Raw genomic sequence first — 20,660 nt, forward strand, 5'->3', positions numbered from 1 at the left:
ACGGCTTTCACACATCCGGCCCTTTATTTTTGGGCGATAGCGGGATTCCCAAGGGCCTCGTCCTTGGGCGGGGTCAAGGGGCGGCGCCCCTTGCAGAGGTGCGGGGACAGAGTCCCCGCCCACCCTCGCACCCCTTGCAGAGCACGAGACGGAGTCTCGTAAGCAAAAAAGGGAGCTTAAGCAGCAGTTCTGATGTAGTGTTATGAGAGTGTAGTGCTATGAATTTGAGTGTTTGGAAAACAAATATAAAAAAGCATGTTGATAAAATAGATAAGGCGTCATATAGAGGGAGTACGTCTGAGTTTCTCCACTTCAACATTCGGAGTAGAATCTATGAGTCAAAAACAAGCTGGCATTGGGCGCGATTTTGTACGTCGTTATGCGAACTATCGTCCTATGATTAAGCAGTTACTTTTTCAGGGTACGCTGAACACAAGCGAGGAAAAGGCTCAGGAAATTCAGTTTGTTGTGAACAGGCTGGTCTCATTGGCGGTAGACAATTCTGATCCATCTCGTCGTCAGGCATATTTATATTTGAATGACAACAGGGCTTTGAATTTACTGTTCAATCAAGTTGGGCAGTGCTGCACTGAGGAGAACGGAAGTTACCTGCGGGTGGAGCCTGTGGGGTGTCCTGAAGGTGCGTCGTGTATGTCTCGGCTGACTTTGCCGGGGGCGGGGCATCCGTTTGGTCATTAAGAGAGAGGGATAAAGAAGCGAGCAAGGGCTGCGGCGGAAGTCGCGGCCTTTTTTTATGGTGAGGGGGAGGGGATAAAAAAACCGGAGAGAGGGGGAGAGACTTCACGATGAGTGAGAGCCTCTCCCCCTTTCTCCGGCCTAAGTGGGAGACCGCGAGATTAACGGGGGCGGAAAGTGATACGGCCGCGATTCAGGTCGTAGGGGGAGAGTTCCACGGTCACTTTGTCGCCGGGAAGAACACGGATGCGGAATTTACGCATTTTGCCGGAGATGTGAGCCAGCACTTCGTGATCGTTCTCGAGTTTCACACGGAAGGTCGCATTAGGGAGGGCTTCTTCAACAACGCCCTGTACTTCAATAGCTTCTTCTTTAGCCATTTGTTCTCCTCATGGGATGGGTTAAGCCACGTTTAAAATACATAAAAATATTGTCATCCTGAGTTGATGCAGGATGGCAGGCCCAAAAGCGCCTACAACATGGGGGCCGGGTCGTCAAGCTGAGAGCGTTGATGACGGGGGCCACATTTGATGTTGTTCATGGCAGAAAGCGGCTTGGACCGACGCACAATTGTGTATCAGCTAATACAGCCTGCGACAAGAAGGAGTGGAAAAAACAGGAGTATTGGCGGAGGGTCACAGGAATCGAACCTGCCAATCGTTTCTCCAACGATTCAGACGGTTTTGAAGACCGCGCCAGCCACCAGACTGGAAGACCCTCCGAGCGGAAAACAGGAAAGTGGTGTAAAAGAAAGTGTAATCCTGTAGATGTGCGAGGTAAAGTCGCAACGTAAGCAGAGCCAGTGAAGTATCAGCTTAGCGGATGGTATTCAAGGATAAAAATGACAATTTCCAATTGTTGAAGATGTGTTCACTTTTTGGAGAATAATCCGCATAAAACCATAAAAACTCCGAACCTTCGCCCCCCTGCTGACATAGACACCCCGCGAGCTGTATGCTAGTTTTTTATGGTAAAGGTTACATGGCACATTTTGCAAAAGAAAAAGGCTTCCGGCCATTGCCTGGAGCTATTTCAATTCTTATACTGCCGATTATTCTGCTAATCAGCGCTTAGGCGTCAACGCTATAGAGGAGTTCTAACTTGAACAACTTCGCCAAGAACCTCTTTTTATGGGCGGCGATCTCGCTGATCATGATCGTCCTGTTTAATTTGTTTAACCAGCCTCCTGCTCCGCAGCTGAAGTTCAGCTATTCTGAGCTGTTGCAGCGCGTGGATAAGGGCGATGTGGTCGATGTTAAAATCCAGGGCCAGCGCATTACCGGTACTGTTGTTGAGGGGCAGCGTTTTGTCTCCTTTGCACCAGAGGATCCGGGCTTTGTGCAGCGTCTTTTGGACAAGCGGGTTCAGGTTACCGCCGAACCAGATGAAGAGTCGCCATGGTATATGACGCTCTTTATTTCGTGGTTCCCCATGCTGCTGCTCATTGGCGTTTGGATTTTCTTTATGCGCCAAATGCAGTCGGGTGGTGGCAAGGCCATGAGTTTTGGACGGTCCAAGGCGAAAATGATTTCGCAGGATCAGTCAAAAGTTACGTTTGAAGACGTCGCGGGTGTTGATGAAGCCAAGGAAGAACTTTCCGAGGTGGTTGAATTCCTGCGTAACCCCAAAAAGTTTACTCGTCTTGGTGGCCGCATTCCCAAGGGCGTGCTGCTCGTAGGCCCTCCCGGAACTGGTAAAACCCTGCTGGCACGTGCTGTTGCTGGTGAGGCTGGAGTCCCGTTCTTCTCCATTTCCGGTTCTGACTTTGTTGAAATGTTTGTCGGTGTGGGTGCATCCCGTGTTCGTGACCTGTTTGTTCAGGGCAAGAAAAATGCTCCCTGTCTGATTTTTATTGACGAAATTGATGCTGTTGGTCGTCAGCGTGGTGCTGGTCTTGGTGGTGGTCACGATGAACGTGAGCAGACCCTGAACCAGTTGCTGGTCGAGATGGACGGTTTTGAGTCCAATGAGGGCGTTATCCTCATTGCCGCAACCAACCGCCCAGATGTTCTTGACCCGGCCCTGCTGCGTCCCGGCCGTTTTGACCGTCAGGTTGTTGTGCCGACTCCGGACCTGCGTGGTCGTGCCCGCATTCTGAGCGTGCATGCCCGCCGCACTCCGCTTGGCAAGGATGTTGACGTGATGACCCTTGCAAAGGGAACTCCCGGCTTCTCCGGTGCTGATCTTGAAAACCTTGTGAACGAGGCAGCTCTTCAGGCTGCCAAGCTGGACAGGGATCAGGTCCTCATGGAGGACTTCGAGACAGCCAAGGACAAGGTCCTGATGGGTAAAGAACGTCGTAGCGTCATTATGTCCGAGGAAGAAAAGAAAACCACTGCATACCACGAAGCTGGTCATGCTCTGGTTGCTATCCTGACCGAGGGCACAGACCCGGTTCACAAGGTATCAATCATTCCTCGTGGTATGGCTCTGGGTGTGACCCAGCAGCTTCCGGTTGATGACCGTCGAAATTATAGCCTGAAATTCCTCGAAGGAACTTTGGCAGTGATGCTTGGTGGTCGTATGGCTGAAGAAATTATTTTCTCTCAGCGCACGACTGGCGCCAGCAATGACATTGAGCGTGCTACAGACATGGCTCGGAAAATGGTGACACAGTGGGGCATGAGCGAGGCTCTTGGACCGCTGGCCTACGCTGAAAAGGATGGCTCTGTCTTCCTCGGTCGCGAAATGGCAAGCCATAAGCACATGAGCGAAGAGACAGCTCGTCTGATTGATGGTGAGATTCGCCGAATCATTGACGAAGCCAATGAGCGCGCTCGTAAGGTGCTTAATGATAATCTGGACCTGCTGCACAAGGTTTCTGAGGCCTTGCTGGAGCGTGAAACCATCTCTGGTGACGACATCCACCGCATTATGCGTGGTGAGGAACTCCCTCCTGTCGAAAATGGCCAGAATGGAAAAGCTGCTCCGAGTGCTGCGCCTGTTGTTGCCGAAGAGGCTTCGACGACACCTGAAACCGAGACAACTGCACCTGCTGCTGATGAAGAGAAGAAGCCCGGCCTGTTTAAGCAGGCAATGAACGATGAGCTTCCTCTGAAAGATGCACAGCAGGAAGAGGAGTTTAAACTGGAACCGCATGTTGAGGATTCTGCTGAGGAGTCCAAGGATGCGTCGTCAAAGGCTTCTGGTAAGGAAGAAAAGGAAAATTAACATGCATGGTAACGTTCACTGGAACGTTTCGGGGGGGAGGGTGCTCGGCCCCGCCCCCTTTTTTGTCGTAGGTATTGTCAACGTCACTCCTGACTCGTTTTATGACGGCGGAACGCATCCGACGGCAGAAACGGCAGTTGCACATGGTGTGAAGCTTATTGACGACGGTGCGCAGGTTCTTGATATTGGTGGCGAGTCCACCCGCCCGTCGGCCGAGCACGTGGGAACTGGCGAAGAACTGCGCCGGGTTGTTCCTGTTGTGCGAGAGCTTGCCCGTTATGTTCGCGAGAACGAGAAAGACGCGGCAATCTCTGTTGATACCTACAAGGCTGCAACCGCTGCTGCGGCTCTGGAAGCCGGTGCTGTCGTTGTGAACGACATCTCTGGCTGCCGTTATGACCCTGAGCTGATGGACGTGCTGGCCCAGTACAAACCGGGCTACGTGCTGATGCATTGTCAGGGCATTCCCGGAAGCATGCAGAACAATCCCTCCTACGTTGATGTTGTGGATGAGGTGATTGACTTTTTTGACCAGCGCTTGCGTGTTCTGACCCGTGCGGGTGTTCCGGAAGAAAACATCGTGTTGGATCCGGGCATTGGTTTTGGCAAGAACCTTGAACACAATCTCGAAATTTTGCGGAACATCGAAGCATTTGGCCGCTTTGGTCTGCCCATTTACATGGGGCTGTCCAATAAGTCTTTGTGGGGCGACCTGCTGGGGCTGGAGCTGGATCAGCGTGCGAATGCAACGCAGGTGGCAACGGCGCTCCTGAGTGCTCGAGGAGTGCAAATTCATCGTGTTCATGAAGTCGGTCTTACGGTACAATCGTTGAAGATCGTTAAGGCACTGGATCGCAAAGCGTCATCCAATTTTTAGTCAGGAGGCGGAATGCTCGAATTTGGCGGGCTGAGCATATCGTGGATTGAGCTTGTAGACATTTCGCTTGTTGCGGTTGTCTTTTATCAGCTTATCCTCCTTATTCGGGGGACACGAGCCTTGTCTGCCTTTACCGGGCTGATTTTTATCGTCCTCATTTTTTATTTCTCTGGAGAGCTGGGACTGAGCACACTGCACTGGTTGCTCGGAAAATTCCTCGGTCCCATCTTTCTTGTCATTGTTATCCTGTTTCAGCAGGATATTCGCAACGCTCTGTCCCAGTTTGGGGCAGGGCGTTTGTGGAAAAGAACATCCCAGGAAGACCAGGATTTTACATCCATTATAGCTGCTGCACTGGCTATGGCCGAAAAGCGGATTGGTGCTCTTATTGTCATAGAAAAGCACGTTCCACTTGGTGACCTTGTCGAGCGCGGAGTGGCTGTTGATGCGCGCATTTCGAAAGAACTCTTGCAGACCATATTTTATCCAGATACGGCCCTGCACGACGGCGCGGTGATTGTCCGTGGGAAACGCATTATGGCTGCTGGCTGTATTTTGCCGCTGGCGGTTGGCGTGAAGTTCAAACAGCATTATGGAACCCGGCACAGGGCTGCGTTAGGTATTACGCAGGAATCTGATGCTGTGGCTTTGGTTGTGTCTGAGGAGCGTGGAGAAATTTCTGTTGCTGTGGGTGGCCGTCTGACAGGCGCGCTGGATGAAGTCCGGCTGAAGCGCGTTATGCGGCGCATCTGGAGCAGGTAACTGGATATGGAGCAGCTTGCATGAGAAAGAACTGGTCCTATCGTCTTTTGGCTCTCATCCTTGCGCTTGGATGCTGGTATCTTGTCACGGGGCAGGAGAAGGTGGAGCGCTGGATCGAAATGCCTATTGAAATTGTCAATGCTCCCAAAGACCTAGCCATACATTCAGGACTCCAGACCCACATCAAGGTGCGGGTTCGAGGGTCCAAGCCCATGTTGCGGGGACTTGATGAACGCAACATGGCATATCCTCTTGATTTTTCGAAAATCAGAGCTGGGATGAACTCGCTGACAATTGAGCGAGGTCGAGTCCCGGTCCCCAAGGCTGTTGAGGTCATTGAAATTGATCCCGGCCGTCTTTCTGTTCAGGCTGATCCGCTGATAACGCTGGAGCTTCCTGTTGAGCCGATGTGGCGGGGCAAGCTGACGTCTGATTTTATGCTGACAGAGGCGTCCGCCGAGCCTGCCCGTGTGATGATTCAGGGGCCGGAGCGGCGAGTTTTGGCGCTACGAAAAGTCAGCACACAGCCACTTGAAGAAGAAATCAAGATGGCCAAGACTGTGGTGCAGAGCGTACTGGTTGATGTGCCGGAAGCAATGAAGGCCACTCCTGCGCGAGTCACAGTTCGCTTTGTTTTCGAAGAAAAAACAAAGGATGTCTGGGTCAAGCTTCCTGTTGAAGCTCGAATTGTTGGGCAGGGCATGGACCCTCAGTCTCAGGTGGAAGTGAAGCCAGAAATGGTGCAGCTCCATGTAGAGGTTCCTCTGAGCCTGCTTCGGAAAAAGGATTTCAAGAAAGAGTTCGCAGCCTTTGTTGATATTGACAGTCCGCTGTCAAAGGGCTGGAACGTGATTGAGTATAATACTCGTCTTCCTGCGGGATGTACGCTGCTGAAGGCTGTGCCGCAAAAGATCGAGATACAGGTTCGTAAAAAATAAGCTTGAGGTGACTGCCTCGGCAGCTTCATTTCCTCATTGAGCACTATAAGGTCTTTTATTCATGGCGAAACGTATTTTTGGAACGGATGGACTGCGGGGACAGACAAACATTTTTCCGATGCTGCCGGAGATTGCCCTTCGTTTGGGGCTGGCGGCTGGCCAGTATTTTCGAAACGGCAAAAAACGCCACAAGGTACTGATCGGAAAAGACACCCGTATTTCTGGCTATGTCTTTGAGGCTGCACTGACTTCTGGCTTTTGCGCCTCTGGTATGGATGTCCTGCTTGTTGGTCCGCTTCCTACCCCAGCGATTTCGTATTTGACGAGAAGCATGAGAGCTGATCTGGGCGTTGTCATTTCCGCCTCGCATAATCCTTTTATGGATAACGGCATTAAGTTTTTTGATAGCGACGGTTTTAAGCTGCCCGATGCTGTAGAGGACCGCATTTCTGACATGCTGCAGGACCCGGATTTTCAGTGGGATTATCCTGCTCCTGAAAATGTCGGTAAGGCTGTTCGGCTTGGTGACAGTGATGGGCGTTATATCGTAGCTGTCAAAAATTCTTTCCCGCGAGAGTTGTCTCTTGATGGCGTCAAGATTGTTGTGGACTGCGCCAATGGTGCAACCTACAGCGTCGCTCCCCGTGTTTTTGAAGAGCTTGGAGCCGAAGTTGTTGTCATCGGCAATGAGCCTGATGGACTGAATATTAACGACAAGTGTGGATCGCTGTATCCTGAGCAGGTTGCCCGGCGTGTGCGTGAAGAAGGCGCAGACATTGGTCTTGCCCTTGATGGTGATGGTGATCGACTGATTGTTGTTGATGAAAATGGCCGCATTCTTGATGGCGACCAGATTATGGCTCTGTGTGCGTGGGAGATGATGGGACGTGATGCTCTTCCTGAAAAGACCCTTGTTGCGACGGTTATGAGCAATATGGCTCTGGAAGTCTTCATGAAAGAGCAGGGTGGACAGTTGCTCAGAACCGCTGTTGGTGACCGTCATGTTGTGGAGGCCATGCGTCAGCGTGGAGCCATGCTTGGGGGCGAACAGTCTGGGCATCTTATTTTTATGGATCATTCTACAACTGGAGACGGTATCCTTGCTGCTCTCCAGCTTTTGCGGATTATGGTGGAACAGAACAAGCCACTGTCTGAGCTGGCTCATCTTCTGGAACCATATCCACAGCGCCTTATCAACGTTCACGTTGAGCGAAAAATACCTTTTGAAGAAGCCCCTCGGGTGATGGACGCAGTCCAGGAAGCTGAACATGAACTTGGTGAAACTGGCCGGGTTCTGTTACGATACTCTGGGACTGAGTCTGTGGCCCGCGTGATGGTCGAGGGTCAGGATGAAGCTCAGGTTGAGCGACTGGCTCAGGAGCTTGCAGATGTGTTGAAAGCACATTTGAAGTAATTTGACACAAAGAAAAGATATGAGAGGGCTTTTATGGATATTCGAAAAGTAGTTATTCCTGTGGCTGGATGGGGAACGCGCTCTCTTCCCGCAACAAAAAATATTCCTAAGGAAATGCTGCCCATTTATAAAAAACCAGTGGTGCAGTATGTCGTTGAAGAAGCCATTCAGACAGGCCTGTCTGATGTGATTTTCGTCAACAATCAGAATAAAAAAATAATTGAAGACCATTTTGACTACAATCTTGTTCTGGAAGAACTGCTTCGCCGCAAAGGCAAAACAGAGCTTCTGGAAGAAGTGCGTGGTGTTGCAGAAATGGCAAACATCATTTCTGTTCGCCAGAAGGTCCAGAAGGGCCTTGGGCACGCGGTGCTGTGCGCCCGTGAAATTGTCAAAGACGAAGCCTTTGGCGTTATGGTTGGCGATGATTTGATCTTTGGCATGGAGCCGGGCATTAAGCAGCTCGTTGACGTTGCCAAGGCCGAAAAAAAGGCCGTTATCGGTGTCGTGGAAGTGCCTCGTAATAAGGTTGACCGCTATGGCATCATTGAAGGCGAGGAGTATGAATCTGGTCTGTTCCGCGTAAATAACCTCGTGGAAAAGCCTGCTATTGAAGACGCTCCTTCCCAGATGGCTATTGTGGGACGCTATGTGCTCATTCCAGAGATTTTTGATCATCTGGAGCACGTCAAGCCGGGCGTTGGTGGCGAGATTCAGCTGACGGACGCCTTGCAGGGGCTGGCTTCTGACGGACAGCTTCTTGCTGTCCGCATGGCTGGTCGCCGGTTTGACGCGGGCGACTGGGCCGAGTATCTCACTGCTAACATCTATTTTGCTCTCCAGGATGAGCAGCTTCGCGATGGTCTCGTGAAGAACCTGCTCGAACTTTTGCCCTGCAAATAACCTGTCCCAACGCAATCCCGACCCCCATCGGTCTGGACCGGTGGGGGTATTTTTTTATGAAACTCTGGCATGTTGCGCTTCCCTGCGCCCCTTTTCAGACTCTGACGTATGCGCACCCGTCCTGTTTTCCTGCGGATTCTTTGCAGCCAGGACAGCGGGTGCTTGTTCCCCTCGGGCGCTCAACCCGTTTGGGCGTGCTTGTCCGCGAAACTGATGATGCCCCAGAGGGCGTGACCCTCAAGGAAATTGTCTGGCCTGCGGAACAGTCGCCCCTGCTCGATGAGCGCTACATGAAGCTTGCCGAAAACCTTGCGGCCCGGCAGATGCTCCCTCTTGGGCGCATCCTCGAAGTGCTTCTTCCTCACGGGTTTCGTACCGTTAAAATTTCCTTTCGCCTTTTTGACAAAGAATTTCCTTCCCGAATGTCTGGCATTGAGCTGACGCGCTGTTCTACTGAGGAGCGCATTCGTTTGCATGAGCTGTGGACAGAAGGAAAAATGCAGGTGTCTGCCAAGCGGGTGGCGCAAAAAGAGCAGGAATACTGTTTTTTGACGCAGGACCCGCCGTGGCCAGTTCGCCCCTCTGCTAAGCGTCAGAAAAAGCTTTTGGAATATTTGTGGGAGCATGGCCCGACACCGCGCCCGGCTCTGACTCGTGAGCTTGGGGCTGATGTGTCGACCCCACTCAAGACGCTGGTAACCAATGGCGTGATTCGTCTTGGTGCCGCTCCGCAGTATGGTGACCCCGAAGATTGCGCCTGCGAGCGCATTCCGGATACTCCTGCACTCTCAGGAGAGCAGGCGACGTCACTGGAGCAGCTTTTGGGGGCCATGCGAAGCGAGCATCCCAAACCGCACCTTGTGTTCGGAGTGACAGGAAGCGGCAAGACCCTTGTGTATCTCAAGCTTGCCGAAGAAGCGTTGTCACAGGGGAAGAGTGTTCTGCTTCTTGCTCCAGAAGTTGCCCTTGCCTGTCATCTGTATCGCGCTGTGAAAACACATTTTCCTGATCGGGATGTGCTCCTGTATCACGGGTATCAGGGACCAGCCACGCGTGAGACTTCGTTTTTGTCCTGTACCGCAGAAAATGGTCCAAAGATCATTGTTGGAACGCGGTCTGCGTTGTTTTTGCCAGTGCCTCGCCTTGGACTTATTGTGCTCGACGAAGAGCATGACGGCTCATTCAAGCAGGAAGAGCGGATGCCGTATCAGGCCAAGGAAGTGGCACATTTTCGGGCATGTAGCGACCGGGCCTTGCTTGTCCTTGGTTCTGCAACCCCGGACCTCAAAACTTTTCAGGCTGCCCGACAGGGAGCCATTTCTTCAGTTACCATGGAGCATCGTGTCGGTGCTGGCACACTCCCAGATATTACGCTCGTTGACTTGCGGGTGGAGAAAGAGAGTGTAGGACCGCTGACGCCAACCGCTGCCGAAGCTTTGCGGCATGTGGTGGAAAAGGGCGAGCAGGCAATTATTATGCTGAATCGCCGAGGCTATGCGCCTTTGGTGTATTGCCTTGACTGCCATTCTGTGATGCGCTGCCCACATTGTGATGTGGGGCTGACGTACCACAAGAACCGGGAGCAGCTTGTCTGTCACTATTGTGGCTACAGCCTTGATTTTCCGTGTCGCTGCACCTGTGGCAGCAGTAACTTTTTGCCAATGGGCGAAGGAACAGAATCCATTGAGGAGACCCTGAGTACTGTTCTGCCTGCGGGGACTGGCGTCTTGCGTATGGACAGGGACAGCACGAGGCGTCCGGGCCGTATGGAAGAAATTCTGGATGCATTTGCCCGGCAGGAGGCACAGGTGCTTGTGGGGACGCAGATGCTGTCCAAAGGGCATCATTTCCCGAATGTGACGCTTGTTGCGGTCCCGGATGGCGACATGGGCCTGAATCTTCCTGACTATCGTGCGGCAGAGAGAACCTTTCAGCTTCTGGTGCAAGTGGCAGGACGTGCAGGACGTGGCGAAAAGCCTGGCAATGTATTGATCCAGACGCGTGACCCTGAGCATTATTGCTGGAAGTATGTACGAGAAAATGACTACGCAGGTTTTTTTGAGCATGAAGTCGTGCTGAGAAAAAAATATGCGTACCCGCCTTTTGTGCACCTTGGTCTTGTCCGTATGAATTACCCCAAGGAATGGGAAGACGGTGAGGCCCGCATTATGGACCTCGTGCAAGGGCTGTGTGAGGCTGGAGCGCGTCTTGGCGTCCGTGTCTTGGGGCCTGCGCCCGCGCCAATAGCCCAGCTACGGGGACGAAAGCGCTTTCAGTGTCTGCTCAAGGGAAAGGACTGGCCTTCAATCAGAAAGGTGTATGCCCATCTGTACAATTCCCTGTCGCGGTATACGAAAATTCGCCTGTCGCTCGATCTTGATCCTGTGAATATGCTCTAGTGCTGTGCGCTGATTCTACAGAACGTGCTCATGGCTTGCCCGCCAGTCGCATTTGCGTTAGGCCTGTTGGTCTTGAGGGAATAGCGTGTAAAGGAATTGGCTTGAGTACATGGAACTTATATCATTAATTGCGCTTGTTGTTTTTGTTGGCGCATTTACACAGGGGCTTGCGGGGTTTGGATTTGCATTCTTTGCCCTGCCAATCCTGTCGTTTTTTATGGATTTTAAGGTCGCGGTTGTTTTGCTTGTGATTTTGGCCCAGATTCTCAACGTGATGATTCTGTGGTTTCACAAGGTTCGCCCCGACTGGAAACTCCTGTTGAAGCTCACTGTTGTGACCCTCCCGGGTATTCCGGTGGGCGTGTACATGCTACGCTTTTTCCCTGTACCGTTTTTGCAGGGATCGCTTGGCGTCACATTGATTCTTTTTGCGCTGTACCAGTGGTTTTTCCATCCGCGTCCGCGGGAGTTGGGAAAGGCCTGGGTTGCGGTTGCGGGCTTTCTGGCCGGAGTGCTTGGTGGAAGCCTGAATTCACAGGGACCGCCTATTATGCTGTACGCGGCGCTCCAGCCCTGGGACAAGGATAAAGTCAAGGCAACGCTTATTGGCTATTTCTTTGTTTCGGGAATTCTGGTCATCATTGTGCAGGCGGCACAGGGGCTGATGAGTATGGAGATTATGCGACTTTCCGCATGGTGTCTGCCCGTTTTGCTTCTTGGTGCTTTTGCCGGCAGACTGGCCTATGTCCGGCTCGGTGAAGGTGGATACAGGCATGTCTTTACCGCGCTGCTTTTAGCGCTTGGGGCTATGATGATTGTCCGAAGTTCTGGAATGATATGAACGCGTCACTTGGAAAGATGCTGATTCTTTTGGGAATAGTTTGTGTCGGGGCAGGGCTGGTACTGCTGTTCTGGGACAAGCTGCCGCTTTCGCGTTTGCCGCTTGGTCGGCTCCCCGGAGACATCAACATAGAGCGGGAGGGATTCCGATTCTCTTTTCCGATAGTGACCTGCATCATTGTGAGCATAATCCTTTCGGTTCTGCTCTCGATTTTTCGAAAATAAAAAAAGTCCGGTTCCTTGTGGAGCCGGACTTTTTTTTAGTCAATTTCAGGGAGACTGGCGTCCCATTTGAGAAGCTTGTCCATAGACTTGCGGTATTTTCGCAGGTGCACATAGAGTGCGCCAGAACCGCCGTCTTTGGGCTGCGCTGTCACAAAAGCGAGGACAACGCCGTAAAGTGGCTCGTGCATCAGGATGGAGAAGACTTCTTCACGCACGACGCTGCGGCCCTGCGGGGAATTATGTCCCTGTCCTGTGACGAGTAGCAGGGAGCGTTTGCCGAGCTTGTAGCTGCGGTGAATGAAGTCCACAGTGGCGTGGATAGCTTCATCAGCAAACATGCCATGCAAATCAAGGCGGTCATCAAGAGGCATACTGCCAGCCTTGAGCTTGTTAAAGATCTTGGGGTCCAGTCCTTTGACCCGGCCGTACTGGAAATTCGGGGTATTCTCGTGCTCAAAGTGAATGTCACCAAGAGCCAGCTCGCGCAGGGTGTTCTGCTCCGCCTGGGCAAGGTCCAGAGTTTTTTCTGGGCTGACCTTAGGCGCAACGTCGCGGCCTGAGCCATCAATACGGGAAACACCGCCCATTGCCTTGAGGAACATGTCCTCTTCGGAGGCTGGAGCCTGTTTTGTTTTTTGGGTCATTGGCTGGGTTCTGTGAGAAATCGCCTTAGGCGGTTCTGCTTTTTTTTGCTCTGGCTTTTTGGCCTGTGCTTTGACCGGAATAGGTTTACGAACTTTTTGCGCCTTGTGGTGCGTTGTTTTTTCTATTTTTTGTGCGCCAGACATGGCGCGCATAAACAGTGCGCTTTCATCGTTGCCCAGCTCGGGTTTGGCGACCGGGATGGGCTTTTTCTTTTCTTTTTTCTTTGGCTTATCAGCGTCAGGAAGGTCCAGTTTGGCCTTGGAGAGGGCCGAAAATGAGGTAAATTCTTTTTTGCTCACGGTATGCCTCCTTTGTGTTTTTTCACGCAGCAGGCACGGACTGTCAAGTGAAGCTCAGGAACTCCTTGATGACTGCATAAATGCTTTGTTGTTTCTTTTGTGACGGGATGAAAAAACAGGTGTGAAGGCAACTGTTGCTGATGATGAAGATGGAGAGATTTCTGGACAAGAGGGAACTTGGCCAGTACAGAATTGAACCTGTGTAAAAGAACACATGCGTTTGAGAACATTTTACATATGTGAGGGAAGTTCTGTGTCTAATGAGTTCTTTAGTCGTAAAAATGTCCTGATTCGTTTCCTGTACACCATTGTTGTTTGCATCGGATTTGAAGTCGTTCGTTTCGTTGCGCTTTTGTGTACCCTTGTGCAATATGCGATTGTTTTGGTCACAAAGAAGGAAAGTGAGCCGCTTCGTCATTTCTGTAATGTGATGTCTCGCTATGCATATCATTGCCTGCGCTATATGACTTTGAACAGCAACGAGCGTCCGTTTCCGTTTAGCCAGATGCCGTATGACACGGAAGAGCCAGACCGGCCTGTTCGGTACGGAAAATAATATGAATAAAAAGAAAGCCCCGCATTGCGGGGCCTTTTTTTTATTTGATGCAGATTTTTTCTGTGGGCAAGTTTCGCAGGATTTTTCGGCAATACCAGAAGGCATAGAGCGCTGCGACCCAGGTGACAGCAAAGATGCCCCACCAGATGGAATTCAGGCCAAGCCCAAGAACCGAGGTGCAGGTCCAGAAGACCAGTGCTGGAGCGATAATCTGTCGAAAAAGACCAATCCAGACGGCAAACATGGGGCATTTGAGTCCCTGCATGCAGGAGGTGTGTGAGTAGAGCACCACGTAGGAATACAGGGTGAGTGCGGCAACGTGCAGGTACTGTGAGCCTGCGGCAACAACCGCCGGGTCGGGGGTAAACAGGGCGATGAGCTGTTCGGCGAGGGTATAAATAATTATAACTCCGCCGACCATGAGCCATGCACCATAAACCAGAACCTTATGCAGGGTTTCGCGGATGCGTTCATCCAGTCCGGCGCCGTGATTCTGTGCGGTCAGGGAAAGCACCGCAACATTGAGTCCGATGGTGGGCATCAGGATGATCTGTTCCACACGGGTGGCAACGCCATAGCCCGCGACCGCTTCTTTGCCAAAGATGGAAATGAAGTAGGTGATGATAAAGATTCCGAGACCAACCGTGACCATATTCATGGAGGCGGGGAAGCCCTGCTTAAAGATTCGGGTCAGGGTCGCCGGATGCGGTGTGTAGCCCCTCGGAGTCAGGAAATCCTGAAGCAGTCCGGTCTGTTTTGCCCGGTAGGCAAGGTAGATCATTTGAACGGCCTGCGTCAGTACCGTCGACAGGGCAATACCTGTAATGCCCATGGCCGGGATGCCAAAGCCACCGTAGATGAACCACGGGTCCAGTCCGACGTTGGCCAGACTGCCCACAATGAGAACATTACGGAAGGTTTTGGTGTCACCAGTCGCATTCAGCGCCGCGTTAAAAATACCATTGAGCACAAAGAAAACAGCACCAATGAAAATAGGCTGCATGTAGAGCAGGCAGTCTTCAAGATATTCTCCGCTTGCACCAAGAAGCCCAAAAAAGAACGGCGAGGCAAAGTAGCCAATAACGGAGACAAGGAAGGCGACAAGACCACCAAAAATGACGGCCTGACGGGCCAGCTCGCGGGCGTCTTTCATGTCCCGGCTTCCAATGGCCGTGGCAATAAGAGCGGTGGCACCGGTCTGGAGGCCACTGCTTAATGAAATGACAATGAAAAAGACGGGGAAGGAAAGCGAGAGCGCTGCGACGGCGTTCGTGCTGATAAGCCCGGCAAAATAGGTATCGGTGATGTTAAACATCGTTTGAAAGAAGAAACCGACACTTGCGGGAGTCGCTATTTTGCGAATGAGCTGAGGTATGGGTTGCTGCGTCAACAGCAGGGAATCATCAGCCATGAAAACTCCTGTTCTGCTACGATGAAAAAAAAGTATACCCTGAGAAGAGCGAAAGGGAAAATAGCGCAAGTCCGGTGAATGAGCTAGAGCAGAGAGAGGGCTTTTGCCCACTTGCGTAAAGATTTTTGTGCTGCTGTCGAAAAGTCATGTACGGAACGATGAAAATTTTGAGAGATTATGACGAGTTGAGGTGTCATACCGTTATGCAGAAATCTGTTCGATTTCAGGCTGGAGCAGTGCTCCTGCTGAGCCTGTGTTGCGTTTTGGCTTTTGGGCGCAGTGCGTTTTGTGCTGAAAAAATTTTGTGCGTGTATGACAGAGGTTTTGTCCCGCTTGCCTATGAGCGCAATCAAAAGGCTCTTGGCTTTGAGGCAGACGTTTTGCGCGCAGCCTTGCAGTATTCGTCCTATGAGCCACGCTTTGAGGCTATGGATGACTGGAGCAAGGCCCAGCAGCGGGTTTCTGGTGGTGAGGCGAAAGTTGCCCTTGGTATGACCCGGACCCCGATTCGGGACAAAGTTTTTCTTTTTCCGAAGACGCCGAGTGTTGATCTGAATCTGAGTTTTTTTGTGCGTAGCTCCGAAGGAATGCACAATGTCAATGACATCCGGGGGCATCAGGTCGGAACGCTTGGCGACACCCTGTATGAACGCCTTCTGGAATCTTTTGGCGGCGTCAGTGTTCGGCGCTTTGAGACAGAAGACGAGGGCCTGACTGCACTCAAAAATGGTGAAGTTGATGCTTTTTTTGGTGCGGACAGAATCATTCGGTACCACATACAGCGAGACAATATTTCTGGCCTCAAGACTGTTGGCATTCCGCTGGCGCAGGTGCCCGTGTATTTTGCCGTGCATCGCCATACTCCCAAACTTCGCGATGCCATTGAACAGGGACTGGAGCGAATTCTGGAAAATGGACGCTATGACAAGCTTTTTCGGAAGTGGTTTGTTCGTGAGCTGTCCCCAAAGCAGAAGACACAGCTTTTGACAGCTGCGCAAAAGGCGCGGGGTGCCCGCTATCTTCCTGGTCGCGGGCATGGCGAAGGTGCTGCGGTCCTCATGTGTTCTGGAAAGATGTATAGCGCTGGCTCTTTGGTCAAAGGCCCAACGCAGGACTATTCCCCACTGGAGTCGGCACTTTTGCAGGCTGCGGCTGCGGGGAATCTCGAAGTGCGGGCCGTGACCGTTGTGAAAGCAAACGGCGAGGCTCGGGTACTTTCGGCGAAAGAACGGAAGTTTGTTCGGCATTTTGGACGTGACGTGCTGGTCTTGTGGGACCCAAGTCCAGGAACACACGCGACGTGGATGATTACGCAAATGTTACCGTACTCGGGGAAGGGCGCAAGTCGGCAGTAAATATGCTAGGATAGCCCGGAGGAAGACTCTGGAGCTTGTGCCTTTTTGATGGGAGGAAGGTTATGCATAGCGTTCTCGCAGTGGATATCGGAGGGACGAACAGCCGTTTTGCTGCATTTACAGTTAATGCATACGGAGTGCTGGAGCAGGGGGAAACCCTGTGGCTCGAAACGCGTCGTTTTGCATCGTTTCAGGCGTTGATGCAGGGCGTTCGTGACGCAAACTTTGCCTTGTCTCCACACGATGCAGACTGTGTTGGGCTTGCTGTTGCTGGTCCTGTGCAGCGGGAAGGACGCTACTCCAATCCGTCTAATATCCCGTGGGATATTGATCTTGTTCACCGAGATGCCGAACTTCTGCGTGATTATGTTTTGCTGAATGACTTTACGGCGCAGGCCTATGCCTGTCTGACTCCTGCTCTGAGCGATGCCTTGCAGGTTTTGCCGGGGCGAATTGTCCCTCGGGCAACCCGGGCCGTCGTTGGAGCGGGAACTGGTTTGGGGAAGGCTGCGCTTGTACCTGACGAGTCAGATGTTTTTCATGTGATGCCTACAGAAGGCGGACATGCGGTATTTCCGTTTATTAGCCGTGACGAATTTGAGTTCATGGATTTTGTTATGCAGCGTACAGGACGCCAGCAGGTCATTGGGGATCTGGTGGTGTCTGGGCCGGGGCTGTCGCTTGTGCACGAGTACCTGACGGGAGAACGGCTTGCACCTTCGGAAGTTGCCGAGGGCTTGCTGCCGCAGTCTCGAACGCTGGCATGGGCTGCACGGTTTTATGGTCGTGCCTGTCGGAATTTTGTGCTGAATACGCTCGCTCTTGGCGGTTTGTACATCGCCGGAGGTGTTGCCGCAAAGACTCCTCAGCTCGTGACCTGCCCTGCGTTTCGTTCGGCATTTCACTGGTCAGAAACGCATGGGGAAATGCTTGAGGAAATTCCGGTCTGGCTGAATGCAAATGAGCATTCCGGGTTGTGGGGTGCTGCTTTTGCCGCGTTGCGATATCTGGGAGTGGAGCAGGGCGCAGGCTGGACCAAGGCATAGGCAATAGAGGAAAAAGAAACAGGCACATGCGGTTTTTCTGGCGTGTGCCATTTTTTTGTGGCACATGGTGAGCCTCCATCTTCATCATTTGGTTGAAAGTGCAGCTATTGTGAATAACAGAAACTGATTTCTGCCTATTTTTTATTTCAGATTGTTTTTCTATAATATAATTTGTGAAAAAGTCTGTTTTGTACTAGATATGAACATGTAGGTCGAAAGAAGATATATATCAGAAAGTGAAGGATTTTAGGCTGTTAAATTCCCTACAAAAAAAAGGGAAAAGCAATGGCAAAGGTCTTTTAAAAAGGATATGTTCCCTTTTGACTGACGTCTCAGAGTCCTTTGTGGCAAAGGATTCTGATTTCAGCCTTTTTATTCAGGAGTTCGATTATGAAACTGTCTACCCGGAGTCGCTATGGAACCCGGATGCTGATTGACATTGCTCTGCATAGCAATGGGCGGCCCGTTTCCGTAAGCGACATTTCCAAACGCCTTGGAGTCTCGGTTAAATATCTGGAGCAGCTCATTCGCCCGCTCAAGCGCGGGGGCTATCTGGATAGTGTGCGCGGACCCAAAGGTGGACACATGTTGACTCGCTCTCCCGAAGAAATCACTGTTGGCGAAGTTGTTCGATTGCTTGAGGGCGGGATTAACCTGACAGAATGTGTTGCAGAACCAGACAAATGCGAAAGGGCAGAAACATGCTCTGTGCGCGACGTCTGGGTCGAGGCGACCCGCGCCATGAATTCCATTCTGGATTCCATGACCCTTTCGCAAATTAGCCATAGTGAGGGGTCCTGCTGCTAGGCGTCGTTGTGGTGGTGACGCTCAGTACGGGGAGAGGCCGAGAAAACTCGGTCCGCAGGAGAAGACTTTTTGGTCCAGTGGCTGGACCACATGCAGGAAGACTCTAGTAGAGACTTCCTGCTTTTTTATTGTGGAAAAAACTCTGAGCGTGACGGTGAAGGCTACAGTGGATTTGGGCTTTTTGCGCAATGCCATACACAGTGCGGACGGGTATTTTTGCAAAAAGAAGAAAAACAGCTGTATACAACGCTATTTTCAGATGCATATTTGAGACGATTCAATATGTGTGAGCCTGTTTTGAACTGTATGTGAATCATGTAACATGAATTTGCGAACGTTTTATTGTGATGCTGTGTATGCATGCACTTGCAGTTTGCAAAGAAGTATTGTACCCAGAGCATCCTTTACCGCAGAACGCCGAAGCATGCGGACCGTCCGGTCCTGCCCTGCCGTTTTCCAGCCCGAATGCGCACGCGTCCTGCCCGAGTCTCAACCCCCTTAAAGGTTAGGTATTATGGAGAGTTTTAAGGCCCTTGGCCTTTCGGACGAAATTTGTGAGGCGCTGGCCAAAAAAGGTTTCAGCAACCCCACCCCCATTCAGGAAGCTGTGATTCCCAGACTGCTTGGCGGCGAAAAGGACACCATTGGTCAGGCTGCTACCGGTACTGGTAAGACCGCAGCCTTTGGTTTGCCTATTTTGGAATCTGTGGAAGAAAAAGCTGGTCATGTGCAGGCACTGGTCCTGGCACCGACCCGTGAACTGGCCATTCAGGTGGCCGACGAAATGAGTTCTTTGCAGGGCAGGCGTCGAGTTCATATTTTGCCTATCTATGGTGGGCAGTCTTTTGGTCCGCAGTTTAAAGGACTGCGTCGTGGTGCCGACATCGTTGTTGGTACTCCTGGTCGTGTGATTGACCACATTGAGCGTGGTAGCCTCGACCTCTCCCAGCTGAAATTCCTCGTATTGGATGAGGCAGACGAGATGCTGAACATGGGCTTCATTGACGACATTGAAGCTGTCATGAATGCTGCATCTCCCGATCGTCGGACACTGCTGTTTTCCGCAACCATGCCTCCGGACATTCTGCGCATTGCCCGCCGCTACATGAAAGAATTCGATCATGTTGCCGTGAAGCGCGAACAGCGTGATATGCCGCTGACCGAGCAGGTATACTACGAAGTCAACGAAGGCGATCGTTTCGAGGCCCTGTGCCGCGTGATCGACGCTACCGAAGACTTCTATGGTCTTGTTTTCTGCCGTACCCGTGCAGACGTTGACCAGGTTGCTGTACGCTTGCAGGAGCGTGGCTACGGTGCAGAGGGCCTTCATGGTGAGGCATCTCAGGCCCAGCGCGAAAAAGTGCTGGAGTCCTTCCGCCGTCGCCGCATTAAGGTCCTGGCTGCAACTGACGTTGCTGCCCGTGGTATCGACGTTCAGGACCTGACGCATGTTGTGAACTTCGCACTGCCTCAGGACCCCGAAACCTACGTGCACCGCATTGGCCGTACTGGCCGTGCTGGCCGTACTGGTCGTGCTGTTACCCTGATTTCCCCCAACGAGTTCCGCCGCCTGCGCTACATTGTGCGCAATGCAAATGGCGAAATCCAGAAGGGAACCCTCCCGGCAGTGCAGGCTGTTGTGGATGCTCGCAAGAAGCGCCTTTTTGAGGGCATTACTGGCGTTGCAGAAAAGGGTGGCATGGAGCCGTTCGAAGGTTTTGCTTCCGAACTGGTTGAGTCTCTTGGCGCAGAGCAGGCTCTGACTGCTGTGCTCAAGATGGCATACAGCGATGCACTTGATCCTTCCCGCTACCGCGAAATCAGCGAAGCCTCCCGCCGCAACAGCCGTGGCAATGGCCGTGCTGAAATGTTCTTTGCTGGTGGTCGTGCAGACGGTCTGTCCCCGCGTGAGCTGGTTGACGTTGTTGCTCGTGATGCACACGTCAATTCCCGTCTCATTCAGGGCGTCCGCATCATGGCTCGCCACGCCATCTTCACCGTTCCGGATGAAGAGGTTGAGGGTATTGAACGCGCATTCCGCAAGCTGGCCGCTGGCGCTCCGCCGCTGGTCAGACGTTCTCGCGACAATCGCCGCCGTTCTTCCGGTGGTGGCTATGACCGTCGCCGGAATGATGGTGGTGGACGTCCTCGCCGCGATTACCGTGGTGGACCCCGCCGTCAGGGTGGAGGCTATAACGGAAACCGGTCCGAAGGTCGTGGCCGTTCCGAAAATCGTGCTCCGCGTTCTGACCGTCGTCCCCCTCGCTCTGCAGAGAGCAACGCATAGTTTGAATGCACATCAAAAGCGCCTCCCTT

The 20,660-nt window shown here is 52.1% G+C and carries 18 protein-coding genes and 1 tRNA gene; 15 read left to right on the forward strand and 4 right to left on the reverse strand.

The features are described from left to right. The first annotated feature begins 333 nt into the window (after nt 1–333). On the forward strand, nt 334–699 hold the full coding sequence (locus tag B5D23_RS02625; protein WP_078683825.1) for a L17 family ribosomal protein: 366 nt from the start codon (nt 334–336) through the stop codon (nt 697–699). A 158-nt stretch (nt 700–857) separates the two neighbouring features. On the opposite strand, the gene infA is transcribed toward B5D23_RS02625, so the two are convergent. Further along, on the reverse strand, nt 858–1,076 hold the full coding sequence (gene infA / locus B5D23_RS02630; RefSeq protein ID WP_078683826.1) for a translation initiation factor IF-1: 219 nt from the start codon (nt 1,074–1,076) through the stop codon (nt 858–860). A gap of 245 nt (nt 1,077–1,321) precedes the next feature. Next, nucleotides 1,322–1,417 (reverse strand) — tRNA-Sec (locus B5D23_RS02635). A gap of 380 nt (nt 1,418–1,797) precedes the next feature. Here B5D23_RS02635 and ftsH point away from each other — a divergent pair. The 9 genes from ftsH to B5D23_RS02680 all read left to right on the forward strand — a co-directional run bounded on the left by ftsH (nt 1,798) and on the right by B5D23_RS02680 (nt 12,225). Continuing rightward, nucleotides 1,798–3,867: an ATP-dependent zinc metalloprotease FtsH gene (gene ftsH / locus B5D23_RS02640; RefSeq protein WP_078683827.1), complete on the forward strand. Its 2,070-nt coding sequence runs from the start codon at nt 1,798–1,800 to the stop codon at nt 3,865–3,867. Nucleotide 3,868: 1 nt separating this feature from the next. Further along, nucleotides 3,869–4,744, forward strand: coding sequence for a dihydropteroate synthase (gene folP, locus B5D23_RS02645; RefSeq protein ID WP_078683828.1), 876 nt, complete (start codon nt 3,869–3,871; stop codon nt 4,742–4,744). Nucleotides 4,745–4,756: 12 nt separating this feature from the next. Further along, the gene (gene cdaA, locus B5D23_RS02650) at nt 4,757–5,506 is read left to right on the forward strand and encodes a diadenylate cyclase CdaA (protein WP_078683829.1); all 750 of its coding nucleotides are present in this window, start codon (nt 4,757–4,759) and stop codon (nt 5,504–5,506) included. Between the two features lie 20 nt (nt 5,507–5,526). Further along, nucleotides 5,527–6,444 (forward strand): CdaR family protein, encoded by a 918-nt coding sequence (locus B5D23_RS02655; protein WP_078683830.1) that lies wholly within the window; start codon nt 5,527–5,529, stop codon nt 6,442–6,444. 61 nt (nt 6,445–6,505) lie between these two features. Then, nucleotides 6,506–7,858 (forward strand): phosphoglucosamine mutase, encoded by a 1,353-nt coding sequence (glmM, locus tag B5D23_RS02660; protein ID WP_078683831.1) that lies wholly within the window; start codon nt 6,506–6,508, stop codon nt 7,856–7,858. 33 nt (nt 7,859–7,891) lie between these two features. Next, nucleotides 7,892–8,761, forward strand: a complete 870-nt coding sequence (gene galU / locus B5D23_RS02665) for a UTP--glucose-1-phosphate uridylyltransferase GalU (RefSeq protein WP_078683832.1) — start codon at nt 7,892–7,894, stop codon at nt 8,759–8,761. Between the two features lie 56 nt (nt 8,762–8,817). Next, a complete protein-coding gene (gene priA / locus B5D23_RS02670; protein ID WP_078683833.1) occupies nt 8,818–11,160 on the forward strand; it encodes a replication restart helicase PriA in 2,343 nt (780 codons plus the stop codon). A 109-nt stretch (nt 11,161–11,269) separates the two neighbouring features. Then, nucleotides 11,270–12,001: a sulfite exporter TauE/SafE family protein gene (locus tag B5D23_RS02675; RefSeq protein ID WP_078683834.1), complete on the forward strand. Its 732-nt coding sequence runs from the start codon at nt 11,270–11,272 to the stop codon at nt 11,999–12,001. Then, complete coding sequence (locus B5D23_RS02680; RefSeq protein WP_078683835.1) at nt 11,998–12,225, forward strand: DUF2905 domain-containing protein; 228 nt, start codon at nt 11,998–12,000, stop codon at nt 12,223–12,225. The genes B5D23_RS02675 and B5D23_RS02680 overlap by 4 nt, the downstream gene beginning before the upstream one ends. A 35-nt stretch (nt 12,226–12,260) precedes the next feature. Here B5D23_RS02680 and B5D23_RS02685 read toward each other — a convergent pair whose 3' ends face one another. After that, nucleotides 12,261–13,169 carry a Smr/MutS family protein gene (locus tag B5D23_RS02685; RefSeq protein WP_078683836.1) on the reverse strand — a complete coding sequence of 303 codons (909 nt, stop codon included), beginning with the start codon at nt 13,167–13,169 and terminating at the stop codon, nt 12,261–12,263. A gap of 253 nt (nt 13,170–13,422) precedes the next feature. On the opposite strand from B5D23_RS02685, the gene B5D23_RS02690 reads away from it, so the two are divergent. After that, nucleotides 13,423–13,725 (forward strand): DUF4389 domain-containing protein, encoded by a 303-nt coding sequence (locus B5D23_RS02690; protein WP_233813910.1) that lies wholly within the window; start codon nt 13,423–13,425, stop codon nt 13,723–13,725. A 40-nt stretch (nt 13,726–13,765) separates the two neighbouring features. Here the strand turns inward: B5D23_RS02690 and B5D23_RS02695 are convergent, their stop codons facing one another. After that, nucleotides 13,766–15,136 carry an MATE family efflux transporter gene (locus tag B5D23_RS02695; protein WP_078683838.1) on the reverse strand — a complete coding sequence of 457 codons (1,371 nt, stop codon included), beginning with the start codon at nt 15,134–15,136 and terminating at the stop codon, nt 13,766–13,768. A 203-nt stretch (nt 15,137–15,339) separates the two neighbouring features. Between B5D23_RS02695 and B5D23_RS02700 the strand changes: the two genes are divergently transcribed. The 4 genes from B5D23_RS02700 (at nt 15,340) to B5D23_RS02720 (ending at nt 20,631) form a co-directional block, all read left to right on the forward strand. After that, a complete protein-coding gene (locus tag B5D23_RS02700) occupies nt 15,340–16,491 on the forward strand; it encodes a transporter substrate-binding domain-containing protein (protein ID WP_159445880.1) in 1,152 nt (383 codons plus the stop codon). A gap of 62 nt (nt 16,492–16,553) precedes the next feature. Then, entirely contained in the window at nt 16,554–17,537 is a 984-nt protein-coding gene (locus tag B5D23_RS02705; RefSeq protein WP_078683840.1) for a glucokinase, read from the forward strand. A 390-nt stretch (nt 17,538–17,927) separates the two neighbouring features. After that, the gene (locus B5D23_RS02710; protein ID WP_078683841.1) at nt 17,928–18,344 is read left to right on the forward strand and encodes an RrF2 family transcriptional regulator; all 417 of its coding nucleotides are present in this window, start codon (nt 17,928–17,930) and stop codon (nt 18,342–18,344) included. A 514-nt stretch (nt 18,345–18,858) separates the two neighbouring features. Then, nucleotides 18,859–20,631, forward strand: a complete 1,773-nt coding sequence (locus B5D23_RS02720) for a DEAD/DEAH box helicase (protein ID WP_078683843.1) — start codon at nt 18,859–18,861, stop codon at nt 20,629–20,631. Nucleotides 20,632–20,660 lie beyond the last annotated feature (29 nt).

The sequence above is a fragment of the Desulfobaculum bizertense DSM 18034 genome (assembly GCF_900167065.1).
In the GTDB taxonomy this organism is placed as follows: Bacteria; Desulfobacterota; Desulfovibrionia; order Desulfovibrionales; family Desulfovibrionaceae; genus Desulfobaculum; species Desulfobaculum bizertense.

What these genes read in the sequence shown, in the direction of transcription:
- B5D23_RS02625 (WP_078683825.1), top strand. Translation starts at nt 334, where the DNA reads ATGAGTCAAAAACAAGCTGGCATTGGGCGCGATTTTGTACGTCGTTAT.
- infA (WP_078683826.1), bottom strand. Translation starts at nt 1,076, where the DNA reads ATGGCTAAAGAAGAAGCTATTGAAGTACAGGGCGTTGTTGAAGAAGCC.
- folP (WP_078683828.1), top strand. Translation starts at nt 3,869, where the DNA reads ATGCATGGTAACGTTCACTGGAACGTTTCGGGGGGGAGGGTGCTCGGC.
- cdaA (WP_078683829.1), top strand. Translation starts at nt 4,757, where the DNA reads ATGCTCGAATTTGGCGGGCTGAGCATATCGTGGATTGAGCTTGTAGAC.
- B5D23_RS02655 (WP_078683830.1), top strand. Translation starts at nt 5,527, where the DNA reads ATGAGAAAGAACTGGTCCTATCGTCTTTTGGCTCTCATCCTTGCGCTT.
- glmM (WP_078683831.1), top strand. Translation starts at nt 6,506, where the DNA reads ATGGCGAAACGTATTTTTGGAACGGATGGACTGCGGGGACAGACAAAC.
- galU (WP_078683832.1), top strand. Translation starts at nt 7,892, where the DNA reads ATGGATATTCGAAAAGTAGTTATTCCTGTGGCTGGATGGGGAACGCGC.
- priA (WP_078683833.1), top strand. Translation starts at nt 8,818, where the DNA reads ATGAAACTCTGGCATGTTGCGCTTCCCTGCGCCCCTTTTCAGACTCTG.
- B5D23_RS02675 (WP_078683834.1), top strand. Translation starts at nt 11,270, where the DNA reads ATGGAACTTATATCATTAATTGCGCTTGTTGTTTTTGTTGGCGCATTT.
- B5D23_RS02680 (WP_078683835.1), top strand. Translation starts at nt 11,998, where the DNA reads ATGAACGCGTCACTTGGAAAGATGCTGATTCTTTTGGGAATAGTTTGT.
- B5D23_RS02695 (WP_078683838.1), bottom strand. Translation starts at nt 15,136, where the DNA reads ATGGCTGATGATTCCCTGCTGTTGACGCAGCAACCCATACCTCAGCTC.
- B5D23_RS02700 (WP_159445880.1), top strand. Translation starts at nt 15,340, where the DNA reads ATGCAGAAATCTGTTCGATTTCAGGCTGGAGCAGTGCTCCTGCTGAGC.
- B5D23_RS02705 (WP_078683840.1), top strand. Translation starts at nt 16,554, where the DNA reads ATGCATAGCGTTCTCGCAGTGGATATCGGAGGGACGAACAGCCGTTTT.
- B5D23_RS02710 (WP_078683841.1), top strand. Translation starts at nt 17,928, where the DNA reads ATGAAACTGTCTACCCGGAGTCGCTATGGAACCCGGATGCTGATTGAC.
- B5D23_RS02720 (WP_078683843.1), top strand. Translation starts at nt 18,859, where the DNA reads ATGGAGAGTTTTAAGGCCCTTGGCCTTTCGGACGAAATTTGTGAGGCG.